Source organism: Rhodococcus sp. CX (genome assembly GCF_015865005.1).
Lineage (GTDB): Bacteria > Actinomycetota > Actinomycetes > Mycobacteriales > Mycobacteriaceae > Rhodococcus.
In genome coordinates this window covers 11,203-22,639 of sequence record NZ_JADZGH010000191.1, presented here as the reverse complement: position 1 = coordinate 22,639, position 11,437 = coordinate 11,203, and the positions used below count along the sequence as shown (strand labels likewise).

The following is an 11,437-nucleotide window of genomic DNA, read 5'->3' as shown; positions in this document are numbered from 1 at the left end:
GGTACACGGTGCGTGTCTGCGCCTTCGCGTCGCCGAGCCGGGCGGCGACGTCGGCGGGCACCGGGGCGGGTTCCGCGTTGCCGAGCTCGTATCCCCAGTCCGAGAGCGGGACCTGCGCCACCGCGGCGACCCTGCGCAGTTCCGCGTCGAGGAAACCGGGCCGAGCCCGGTCGTCGACGAGCGTGCGCAACGTGTCCGCGTCGGCGGCCCGGACCGCGGCCGCCCAGGTGTCGAGCAGCGCCTGGATCTCCTCCGACGCCCCGTCGGCGGGCCCGGATCGGGGGCTCGTGTCGTCCGGGGTGAACAACACCAGCAGCGCGACGGCGGCCACCACAGCGGCGAGCCCGACGACCGCGAACCGCTCCCAGCCCCGCGGCGCGCGCGGTCGCGGAGAGGGCGAGGAATCGGGCACGGCGGACAGTCTAAGACCGCGCCCCACCGAGCACCGGAATGGTGGGCCGGGCCTCGGTCCGTCAGCAGGGTCAGTAGCGGCGGGCGCTGTGGAACGGGAAGCTGTCCATCGATTGGACCTTCACCGGAACACCGAACGTCGACGCGTGCACGATGTTGCCGTCACCGGCATACATGCCGACGTGGGACGCGTCGTCGTAGAAGATCACCAGGTCGCCGGGCTGCAGCTGGTCGCGCGAGACCGGGGTGCCGCCCTGCGCCTGGGCCTGGCTCGACCGCGGCAGGGTCTTTCCGACCTGCTTGTACGCCCACACCATGAGCCCGGAGCAGTCGAACTGGTCGGGGCCGGTGGCGCCCCACACGTAGGGGTCGCCGATGCGGGTCATCGCGGCCCGAAGAGCTGCGGATCCGGTGCCGGGGGCGAGCTTGGACAGGATCGCCGCGGCGTCGAGGCCGGGTGGGAACGGGGTCCCCGCAAGCACGGCCTTCTCGTCGTCGCTCAGTTTCGAGAACGCGTCGTACACGCCTTCGATCTGATTCCGGAGGTCGGTCTGCTGCCGTTCGAGGTCGTCGCGCAGCGTCTGGGCCTGCTCGGCGGCGACCCGGGCGGCGTCGGCGGAACGTTCGGAGGCCGCGGCCGCCTCGGCTGCCGCATTGTTCGCGACGCGGTAGCCCTCGACGTCGTCGGCGGTCTGCTGGGCGATGACGCCGAGCGCCGACATCTGGTCGAGCAGCTGCTGCGGGGAATCGCTGACGAGCACCGAGTACAGGCGGTTGGTGCGGGCACCGCGGTAGTTCGCGGCGGCGAGCTTGTCGATCGTGGGGCGGAAGCGGTCCACCTCGGCCTGCGCCTGCGCCAGGACGCCGCGGTCGGCAGCGAGGCGAGCGTCGGCGTCACGCTGGGCGTTCTGCTTGGCCTCGAGGTCGATGACGGCGTTGTGGAGTGCCTCGTTGGTCTGCTCGGACCTGCGGGACAGGTCGGCGAGGTGTTCGAGCGCGGCCGTCGGGTTGTCGGCGGCGGGATCGGCGACCGCCGGAACGGTCGAACCCGCCGCGAGGAGCACCCCGGCCACGAGCCCGGCGCGCAGCGTCCGCTTCGTCCTGTCGAAAACCACGAGAGCGACGTCCTTTCCCCAAAGATCTCGATAAGGTTACGGAATGGCATAGGTTTGTGTCTACCCGGCAGTAGCCGCCGTCACCCGAGTGCAGAAACGCCGCGAGGGTGGTATCGGCTCGTGGGCCGATACCACCCTCGCGGGCGGAATCCCTGTGCGATCAGAAGCGGCGTGCGCCGTCCACAGGCATCGAGTTCAGCGGCGCGATCTTCACCGGCTGGCCCGAGGTCGAGGCGTGCACGATGTTGCCGCCACCGATGTAGAGGCCGGTGTGGCTGCCGCCGTAGAACGAGACGACGTCACCGGGCAGCAGCTCGGCGATGGACACGGCGCGACCCGCACCGGCCTGCTCGTAGCTGGTACGCGGCACGTTCAGACCGGCCTGCTTGTAGGCCCACTGCACCAGACCGGAGCAGTCGAACGAGTTCGGGCCGGCAGCGCCGTAGACGTAGGGCGCACCCAGCTTGGACTGCGCGGCGTCGGCGGCACGCTGGCCGACCGAGGTGTAGGGCGCGGTGAACTGAGCCGGGGCGGCCTGCGGGGCCGCGGGAGCCGCGGGGGCCGGCGGGATGAGGTTCGTGACCTCCGGCGGCAGGTTTGCGGGCAGTTCGACGTCGCCGATGCCGGGGATGTTGATCGGGGCGGCCATGGCAGGGGCGGCCGAGAGGGTCAGAGAGCCGAGCGCGAGGGCTCCGGCGACGACAGCGCGACGAATGTTGCGCGTGGACTTGTGAGACGCCACGGGGGTGTTGCTCCTTCTTCCGTCATCCGCCGACCGAGTTAGCTGACGGGTTCGGGCCGGGAAGATCAGCCCTACCCCTCGGCCGCTGACGCGACCGGAGGAGATTCACCCCAAGTAACAAGTGGGTCCCCGGCACGGGCACCCGATCTCGGGTGCGCCGATTAGGCGGTGGCCTAGCGGCTCCGGTCCGGTGGGCCGGCAAACTCTCCGCTTGGTCTCGAGAAGATTACGAAACGGCATCGACGGATGTCGACCGGCCCGCGTCCGAATTGACCGTTGGGCCCGCTCGGCGCGGACCGGAAGTCACACCGGGTCACGCTTGATCACGAACCGGTAACGACGGGCTGTCGTAGGACCCGCGGCACGCCACCCCGGCTTGGGGCCACAGCACGGTCGCACCCGCCGCCACGACGCCGTCTCCGCAGGCCGGGACGCGTTTTCGCCGCGAGGCCGCCGACCGCGAACCGCCCTCCACCCCGAACCTCCAGGGGCTTCGCGAGACGGAACAACGGAGCCGGATCCGACGACCCGCACAGGACCGTCGATTCCCCGTGCGAAAAACCGGTGTGATCCTCGCCACTCAGGGCTTTCGGCAGCGCTCACAGCCCCGGTTCCCGAGGCTGTCGGTGCCGCTTCTTAACCTGACGTCCATGACGTCCCCGCTCCGGACCGGTCCCACACCTCCGACCGGCGTCCAACTCGCCTTCGACGAACTGGACACCCCGCTGCGGGACACCACGTTCGTCGTCGTGGACCTCGAGACCACCGGCGGCAGCGCCGAGAACGACGCCGTCACCGAGATCGGGGCGGTCAAGGTCCGCGGCGGCGAGGTCCTCGGCGAATTCGCCACCCTCGTCGATCCCGGCCGCGACATTCCGCCGGCGATCGTCGAACTGACCGGGATCACCACGGCGATGGTGCGGGCCGCGCCGCGGATGGAACAGGTGCTGCCGTCCTTCCTCGAATTCGCCGCGGGTTCCGTGCTGGTGGCGCACAACGCGGGATTCGACGTCGGTTTCCTCCGCGCGGCCGCCGCGCGCAACGACACGGCCTGGCCGCGGTTCCCGGTGGTCTGCACCGTGAAACTCGCGCGCCGGGTCCTCGGGCGCGACGAGGCACCGTCGGTACGTCTGTCCGCACTCGCCGACCTCTTCCACGTCTCCACCCGCCCGACGCACCGCGCCCTCGACGACGCCCGCGCGACCGTCGACGTCCTGCACGCCTTGATCGAACGCGTCGGGAACCAGGGCGTGCACAGTCTCACCGAACTGCGCGACTACATCCCCGCGATCAGCGCGGAACAGCGGGCCAAACGGACGCTCGCCGCCCACCTGCCCCACCGGCCGGGCGTCTACATGTTCCGCGGACCGTCCGACGAGGTGCTCTACGTCGGCACGGCGGTGAACCTGCACCGCCGCGTCCGCAACTACTTCACCGGGTCCGAGACGCGCCCGAGGATGCGCGAGATGGTCGCGCTGACCACCCGCATCGACCACGTCGAATGCACGCACGGGCTCGAGGCCGGGGTCCGGGAACTGCGGCTGCTCGCCGCTCACACTCCCCCGTACAACCGCCGGTCGAAGTATCCGACCCGCGGCTGGTGGATCAATCTGTCCGACGACGCGTTCCCCCGGCTCGTGGTGGGCCGCACGCCCGGTGTCGACGCGCTCGGACCGTTCTCCGCGCGCGCGTCCGCCGCCGAGGTCGCGGCGACACTCGCCGAGGTGTGCGGACTGCGCACGTGCACGCGCCGGATCGCGCGCAGCGGCCGGCACGGCGACCGGTGCCCGCCCGAGGCCGTGGGAGGCTGCAGTGCCGCCCCATACGGCCTCCAGAGCGCCGAGCAGTACGCCGCGCAGGTCGCGGTGGCACGCGACCTGCTGCGCGGCAGCGACGACACCGCCCTGGTCCGGCTGCGCGACCGCATCACCGACCTCGCCGGCGCCGAACTGTTCGAGAACGCCGCCCGGCTGCGCGACCGCGCCGCCGACGTCGTGCGGGCACTGCGGAGAACGCAGCGACTGGCCGCGCTCGCCGCCGTCGACGAGTTGATCGCGGCGAAACCGCGTCCGGAGGGCGGGTGGGAGTTCGCCGTGATCCGCTCCGGAAGACTCGCGTCGGCCGGGGTCGCGGCGCGGCACGTGCCACCGATGCCGGTGGTCGAGGCGATCGCGGCCGCGGCCGAAACGGTGCGACCGACCGCGGCGCCGCTGCGTGGCGCTTCGGTGGAAGAGATCGGGCTGGTGGCCCGCTGGCTCGACGAGGACGGCATCCGGATCGTCCGGGCCACGCACGGCTGGACGGAACCGGCCCGTGGGGCGGGGGCATGGATGCACTGGGTGGACAAGGCGCGGGAGGCCCGGTCGAACTCGGTCGACGGAGTCGCCTGGTCGGACACCGCCGACGGGGCCCCCGCCGCCGGCGTGCGGCACCTTCTAGGCTGAGCACACCCGCGAGCAAGAGTGAGGAGCGCTCATGATCAACGCCATCGTCCTGATCGACGCCGAGGCCGACCGGATCCAGGAAGCCGCGCAGGCGGTCGCCGACCTGGACGGGGTCGACAAGGTGTATTCCTGCGCCGGCGACGTCGATCTGATCGCCATGGTGCGGGTCCGCGACCACGAGCAGATCGCGGAGGTCGTCACCGGCCGCATCAACAAGGTCGAGGGCGTCTCCCGGACCGTCACGCACATCGCGTTCCGGTCGTACTCGAGTTCCGACGTCGAAGCCGGATTCTCGATCGGCGAATAACCGCGGATCAGCCGGCGGCGCCGAGCCGGGTCGTGGTTTCCGCCCACGTCGCCAGCACGCGCTCGGCACCGCCGCTGTCGACGGCGGCAGCGGCCTCTTCGAGACCTGCCGCGAGCGCATCCTCGAGCGAACCTTCCACTCCGCGATAGGCCGCGATCGCCCCCGCCGCGTTGAGCAGGACCGCGTCGCGGACCGGCCCGGTCTTCCCGGCGAGCATCGCGCGGGCGATTGCCGCGTTCTCGACGGCGTCGCCACCACGCAACGCCTCGAGGGGCACCCGGGCGATGCCCAGCACCGTCGGATCGAAGGTCTGCGTGCGCACCGTGCCCTCGTGCACGATCCGCACGGTCGAGGTCGTCGAGAGGGTCAGTTCGTCGAGCCCGTCGTCTCCGCGCACCACGAGCGCCGAATTCCCGCGTGCCGCGAGCACCCCGGCGATCGTGTCGAGCAGGCCCGGGAACGCGCACCCGATCAGCCCTGCCCGGGGCCGCGCCGGATTGGTCAGCGGGCCGAGGACGTTGAACACCGTCGGAATACCGATCTCCTTGCGGGTCGGACCGGCGAATCGCAGCGCGGGGTGGAACACCGGCGCGAAGCAGAACCCGATTCCCGCATCGGCGAGCGACTGCGCGACCTGCTCCGGGCCGAGCGTGATGTGCACACCGAGCGCCTCGAGGACATCGGCGCCCCCGCTCTTCGACGACGCCGCGCGGTTGCCGTGCTTGACCACGCGGATACCGGTCGCCGCGACGACCAGCGACGCCATCGTGGAGATGTTCACCGTGTTCGCCCGGTCGCCGCCGGTGCCGACGATGTCGACGGCGTCGTCGTCGACCGGCACGAGTCGCGCATGCCCGAGCATGGAGTCGGAGAGCCCGAGAACTTCGTCGGGTGTCTCCCCCTTCATCTTCAGAGCGACGCCGAATGCGGCGATCTGCGCGGAGGTCGCATTGTCGGACATGATCTCGTCCATCGCCCACTGCGCCTCGGACCTGGTCAGGTCACGGCCTGAGGTCAATGCGCCGAGCACCGCGGGCCAGCTCTGCGCCACCTCGTCCGACGGTCGTCCCGCGTTCATCGCACCCACCTTCGCCGCACCTCGCTCCGTTACCGGGCACCGTCCGCGCCCCTTCCGCTGGGAGCTTAGTCAGCTGCGGAATCGGGCTGCAGTGCGTCCCATCCCGTGGCCGTTCCGCCGAGGCGCTGTGCCAGCCCCGCCATCCGCGACTTCTCCTGGGCGCAGTGCATCGCGTCGAGGATCTGCACCCGCTGCAGGACGAACCCGGTACGGCCGTTCGTGGGGGTGTGCACGGGGGCTGCCTTCACGTACCCGTCCTGGCCGGCGAGCTCGACGGCACGGTCCACGGCGTCGGCGGGGAGTTCGAGATGGTGCCGGAGCATGGCTTCGTCGCCATCGACCCAGCGCGGCGCGGTCGCGGCTCCTCGCTCGAGGGCACCGGAACACGACTCGGCGTCGTCGAAGGACGACACCACCACGACCAGGTCCGTCCGCGCCGGATCCAGGGGCGGTCGGCGGCCCCCACTCAGCGCTTGCCGGAGACGTTCCCAGATCCCTGTGACACCGCTCATGCACACCACGATCGCACGGTCGGTGGCCGGGGGCACATCCCGGTCGCTGCACGGCCAGGACCAGGCGATTACCTGCAAAGACGCGCCGAATTCCGCCCCGATTGCCCAAGACTTACTACGACGGGTCATACTAGCCAGCGTGACGAGCGCAGTAGGGACTTCAGGAACTGCAATCACCCAGCGCGTGCACTCGCTGAACCGGCCCAACCTGGTCAGCGTCGGCACCATTGTGTGGTTGTCCAGTGAGCTCATGTTTTTCGCAGGGCTCTTCGCCATGTACTTCGTGGCACGGGCTCAGGCCCACGGTGACTGGCCGCCGGCCCCCACCCACTTGAACCTGTTGCTGGCGGTGCCGGTGACGCTGGTGCTGATCGCGTCTTCCTTCACGTGTCAGCTGGGTGTGTTCGCCGCCGAGCGTGGTGACGTGTTCGGGCTCCGCCGGTGGTACGTCTTGACCCTCGCGATGGGCACGTTCTTCGTGCTCGGCCAGGGCTACGAGTACATCAACCTGGTCAGCGAAGGCACCTCCATCTCGAGCAGCGTGTACGGCTCGGTGTTCTACATGACCACCGGTTTCCACGGCCTGCACGTGATCGGCGGCCTGGTGGCCTTCGTGTTCCTCCTGGTCCGCACCCGGGTCAGCAAGTTCACTCCGGCTCAGGCCACCGCGGCGATCGTCGTGTCCTACTACTGGCACTTCGTCGACATCGTGTGGATCGCCCTGTTTGCCACGATTTATTTCATCCGTTAGCCAGCTGTACGCCCAGGCAGCCCCCTGACGTCCAGTCCGTCCCGACATACAAAAAGGGATACAGATGAGTTCATCCCCACCTCTCACACCCGAGGGTGACATGCCCGGTCAGTCCGAGGCAGCGTCCGCTGCCCGGTCCCGTCGTCAGCGGAAGTTCCGTCGTCGCCTCACAGGCGCGCTGGTGCTCGCGCTCGGCCTGCTCAGCGCCGGCTTCATCGCCTCCGCGCTGACCCCTGCCCCGCAGGTGGCGACGGCGAACGAGGACCAGGTCGCGTTGATCCGCAAGGGCCAGCAGCTCTACGAGACCTCCTGCGTCACATGCCACGGCGTCAACCTGCAGGGTGTCGAGGACCGCGGTCCGTCGCTGATCGGCGTCGGTGAGGCCGCCGTCTACTTCCAGGTTTCCTCCGGCCGTATGCCGGCATCGCGTAACGAGGCCCAGGTCCTGCGCAAGGAACCGAAGTTCGACGCCGCGCAGACCGACGCGATCGGTGCGTACATCCAGGCCAACGGCGGCGGCCCGACCGTCATCCGCGACGAGAACGGCGAGATCGCCCAGTCCTCGCTACGCGGCGACGACGTGGCCCGCGGTAGTGAGCTGTTCCGCCAGAACTGCGCTTCGTGCCACAACTTCACCGGTCGCGGTGGCGCACTGTCGTCCGGCAAGTTCGCGCCGCCGCTCGATCCGGCGAGCGAGCAGCAGATCTACACCGCGATGCTCACCGGCCCGCAGAACATGCCGAAGTTCTCGGATCGTCAGCTCACGCTCGACGAGAAGCAGGACATCATCGCGTACGTCAAGGCGTCCACCGAGACGGCGAGCCCCGGCGGCTACGGACTGGGCGGGTTCGGCCCCGGTACCGAGGGCCCGGCCATGTGGATTGTCGGCATCGTCGCGGTCGTCGGCGCTGCACTGTGGATCGGAGCAAGGTCATGAGTGGCGACGAAACGCCCAACAAGCACTCGATCGAGAACCTCGATCAGATGAGCCGCGACGACCTCGTCGCATTGGGAACGAACCTCGACGGTGTCGATGTCGCGTTCCGCAAGGAGCGGTGGCCCGTCGAAGGCACCCGCGCGGAGAAGCGCGCCGAGCGCAACGTCGCGTTCTGGTTCGCTCTCGCCGGCCTGTCGGCCCTCGCGTTCATCGCCATCTACCTCTTCTGGCCGTGGGAGTACCAGAGCCCGGGCGAGGAGAACTACACCTTCTTCAACCTGTACACGCCGCTGCTCGGCCTGACCCTCGGTCTGGCGATCCTCGGTGTGGGCGTGGGCGCGGTGCAGTTCACCAAGAAGTTCATCCCCGAAGAGGTGTCGATCCAGGATCGGCACGACGGCCCGTCGAAGGAGGTCGATCGCAAGACGATCGTCGCCGAGCTCGCCGACTCCCTGGAAACGTCGACGCTGCCCCGCCGCAAGCTGATCAAGCGCACGGCGATCTTCGGTGGCGGCGCCCTGGGTGTGGGCCTGATCATGCCGCTCGGTGGCCTGATCAAGAACCCGTGGGCACAGGGTGACGAGTCCCCGCTGTGGGTGTCGGGTTGGACCCCCCGCTACGAGGGCGAGACCATCTACCTGCGTCGCGACACGGGTCGCCCCCAGGACATCGTGCTGGTGCGTCCCGAGGACCTCGACGCCGGCGGCATGGAGACGGTCTTCCCGTTCCGTGAGTCGGATCGTGGCGACGAGCACGCGCTGCTCGAGGGCCTGCGCGGCATCCGCAACGCCGTCATGCTGATCCGTCTGCGCACGGAGGACGCCGAGCGCGCCATCAAGCGCAAGGGTCAGGAGAGCTTCAACTACGGCGACTACTTCGCCTTCTCGAAGATCTGCACCCACCTCGGCTGCCCGACGTCGCTCTACGAGCAGCAGACCAACCGCATTCTGTGCCCGTGCCACCAGTCGCAGTTCAATGCCCTGGAGTACGGAAAGCCGGTGTTCGGACCTGCCGCTCGCGCTCTGCCGCAGCTGCCCATTACAGTGAACGAAGAGGGTTTTCTCGTCGCCAACGGTGACTTCATCGAAGCCCTCGGCCCGGCATTTTGGGAGCGTCGCCCGTGAGTACCGCAACCCCGACCCGCGCCGCAGAGATCGGCGAGAATCTCGACTCTCGCTACCACCTGTCGGCCGGTATCCGTCGCCAGATCAACAAGGTCTTCCCCACGCACTGGTCCTTCCTGCTGGGCGAGATCGCGCTGTACAGCTTCGTCATCCTGTTGATCTCGGGTGTCTTCCTCACCCTGTTCTTCGACCCGTCGATGGCCCACGTGACCTACGACGGCGCGTACACCCCGTTGCGTGGCGTGGGCATGTCCCGGGCCTACGAGACTGCCCTGAACATCTCCTTCGAGGTGCGCGGCGGTCTGTTCGTCCGGCAGGTCCATCACTGGGCAGCGCTGATGTTCGCTGCGTCGATCATCGTCCACATGGCGCGCATCTTCTTCACCGGTGCGTTCCGTCGCCCGCGTGAGGCGAACTGGGTGATCGGCTCGCTGCTGCTCATCCTGGCGATGTTCGAAGGCTTCTTCGGGTACTCCCTGCCCGACGACCTGCTGTCCGGCACCGGCCTCCGCGCCGCGTTCTCCGGCATCACGCTGAGCATCCCGATCATCGGTACGTGGATGCACTGGGCGATCTTCGGCGGTGACTTCCCCGGCGACCTGATCATCCCGCGCTTCTACGTCCTGCACGTGCTGCTCATCCCGGCCGTCATCCTGGCCCTGATCGCCGCGCACCTCGCGCTGGTCTGGTACCAGAAGCACACGCAGTTCCCCGGCCCTGCCCGCACCGAGCAGAACGTCGTCGGCGTTCGCATCCTGCCCGTCTTCGCGGTCAAGTCCGGCGCGTTCTTCGCGATGACGTTCGCGGTGCTGGCTCTGATGAGTGGTCTCTTCCAGATCAACCCGATCTGGAACATCGGCCCGTACAACCCGTCGCAGGTGTCGGCAGGTTCGCAGCCCGACTTCTACATGATGTGGACCGACGGTCTGGCCCGTACGTGGCCGGCCTGGGAGATCTACCTGTTCGGCCGCTACACGATTCCTGCCGTGTTCTGGGTCGCGGTGATCATGGGTCTGGTCTTCGTCCTGATGACGGTCTACCCGTGGATCGAGAAGCGTCTCACCAAGGACGACGCGCACCACAACCTGCTGCAGCGTCCGCGCGACGTTCCGGTTCGAACCGGTATCGGCGCAATGGCGATCACGTTCTACCTGGTGCTCACCCTGATGTGCATCAACGACCTCATCGCGTACAAGTTCGACATCTCGATCAACGCGACGACGTGGATGGGCCGCATCGGCATGGTGATCCTGCCGCCGCTCGCCTACTACATCGCGTACCGGTTCTGCCTGGGCCTGCAGCGCAGCGACCGCCAGGTGCTCGAGCACGGCATCGAGACGGGCATCGTCCGTCGCCTGCCGCACGGTGAGTACATCGAGATCCACCAGCCCCTCGGCCCGGTGGATGAGCACGGCCACCCGATTCCGCTGGAATACCAGGGTGCCCCGGTGCCGAAGCGCATGAACCGCCTCGGCCTCGCCGGCAAGCCCGGCGCCGGCAGCTTCCTCTCCCCCGACCCGGCGGACGAGGCGGCAGCGCTCGAAGCGGCCCACCACGAGGCCGAGATCGAGCAGCGGACGGTCCTGCGGGACTACCAGAACCGCGTGCACAGCCTCGAGGCCGGCAGCGGCGACGGCGACGGCCAGGCGCACTGACGCCAGGCAGTTCCGAAACACACGGGTGTGGCCCCGAACCGACAAGGTTCGGGGCCACACCCGTTTCTGTAGAGCCTCTCTGTAGGGCCCCCTTCTCCCCCGTCGCCACCGCGCTGATCCGCTCCCGCCGAGCAGGTAGACAGCTGCGCGCTGTCGTCGGCAGCGCGCAGCTGTCCGGTGGCTCGGCGGATTGAGTAGGCTCCACCCCGGTCCCCGTGCGGGACCGGGGTGCCCAAGCCTTCAACGCCGTGGATGTGCTGTCTACGTTGATGTGAGACACGAGTTCAGGCCCGCCGAACGCAGTTGCGCTGGTAGCGCTTGCCGGCATCGAGGTGCAGATGGCAGAGGGCGACTCCATCAT

General features: G+C 68.9%; 10 protein-coding genes, 1 pseudogene and 1 riboswitch. Of the genes and pseudogenes, 6 read left to right on the top strand and 5 right to left on the bottom strand.

Annotated features, from left to right (window positions below):
* From I0Q12_RS33375 to I0Q12_RS20475, 3 genes and pseudogenes are all read right to left on the bottom strand, one after another.
* A pseudogene (locus I0Q12_RS33375) lies at nt 1-412 on the bottom strand (hypothetical protein); the annotation flags it as partial.
* A gap of 70 nt (nt 413-482) precedes the next feature.
* Nucleotides 483-1,526: an NlpC/P60 family protein gene (locus I0Q12_RS20480; RefSeq protein ID WP_197254083.1), complete on the bottom strand. Its 1,044-nt coding sequence runs from the start codon at nt 1,524-1,526 to the stop codon at nt 483-485.
* Nucleotides 1,527-1,686: 160 nt separating this feature from the next.
* The gene (locus I0Q12_RS20475; protein WP_197254081.1) at nt 1,687-2,268 is read right to left on the bottom strand and encodes a C40 family peptidase; all 582 of its coding nucleotides are present in this window, start codon (nt 2,266-2,268) and stop codon (nt 1,687-1,689) included.
* A gap of 11 nt (nt 2,269-2,279) precedes the next feature.
* Nucleotides 2,280-2,446, bottom strand: a riboswitch (cyclic di-AMP (ydaO/yuaA leader).
* 472 nt (nt 2,447-2,918) lie between these two features.
* Between I0Q12_RS20475 and I0Q12_RS20470 the strand changes: the two genes are divergently transcribed.
* Both I0Q12_RS20470 and I0Q12_RS20465 read left to right on the top strand, forming a co-directional pair.
* A complete protein-coding gene (locus I0Q12_RS20470; protein WP_197254079.1) occupies nt 2,919-4,712 on the top strand; it encodes a DEDD exonuclease domain-containing protein in 1,794 nt (597 codons plus the stop codon).
* A 31-nt stretch (nt 4,713-4,743) separates the two neighbouring features.
* Nucleotides 4,744-5,019: an Lrp/AsnC family transcriptional regulator gene (locus tag I0Q12_RS20465; protein WP_197254077.1), complete on the top strand. Its 276-nt coding sequence runs from the start codon at nt 4,744-4,746 to the stop codon at nt 5,017-5,019.
* Nucleotides 5,020-5,026: 7 nt separating this feature from the next.
* Here I0Q12_RS20465 and trpD read toward each other — a convergent pair whose 3' ends face one another.
* Complete coding sequence (gene trpD / locus I0Q12_RS20460) at nt 5,027-6,097, bottom strand: anthranilate phosphoribosyltransferase (protein WP_197254075.1); 1,071 nt, start codon at nt 6,095-6,097, stop codon at nt 5,027-5,029.
* A 65-nt stretch (nt 6,098-6,162) separates the two neighbouring features.
* Nucleotides 6,163-6,609 carry a hypothetical protein gene (locus I0Q12_RS20455; RefSeq protein WP_197254073.1) on the bottom strand — a complete coding sequence of 149 codons (447 nt, stop codon included), beginning with the start codon at nt 6,607-6,609 and terminating at the stop codon, nt 6,163-6,165.
* Nucleotides 6,610-6,748: 139 nt separating this feature from the next.
* On the opposite strand from I0Q12_RS20455, the gene I0Q12_RS20450 reads away from it, so the two are divergent.
* From I0Q12_RS20450 to I0Q12_RS20435, 4 genes are all read left to right on the top strand, one after another.
* Nucleotides 6,749-7,360, top strand: coding sequence for a heme-copper oxidase subunit III (locus I0Q12_RS20450; protein WP_197254139.1), 612 nt, complete (start codon nt 6,749-6,751; stop codon nt 7,358-7,360).
* 64 nt (nt 7,361-7,424) lie between these two features.
* The gene (locus tag I0Q12_RS20445; RefSeq protein ID WP_374068746.1) at nt 7,425-8,297 is read left to right on the top strand and encodes a c-type cytochrome; all 873 of its coding nucleotides are present in this window, start codon (nt 7,425-7,427) and stop codon (nt 8,295-8,297) included.
* Nucleotides 8,294-9,421 carry a ubiquinol-cytochrome c reductase iron-sulfur subunit gene (locus I0Q12_RS20440; protein WP_197254071.1) on the top strand — a complete coding sequence of 376 codons (1,128 nt, stop codon included), beginning with the start codon at nt 8,294-8,296 and terminating at the stop codon, nt 9,419-9,421. The genes I0Q12_RS20445 and I0Q12_RS20440 overlap by 4 nt, the downstream gene beginning before the upstream one ends.
* Nucleotides 9,418-11,076, top strand: coding sequence for a cytochrome bc complex cytochrome b subunit (locus I0Q12_RS20435; RefSeq protein ID WP_197254069.1), 1,659 nt, complete (start codon nt 9,418-9,420; stop codon nt 11,074-11,076). The genes I0Q12_RS20440 and I0Q12_RS20435 overlap by 4 nt, the downstream gene beginning before the upstream one ends.
* Nucleotides 11,077-11,437 lie beyond the last annotated feature (361 nt).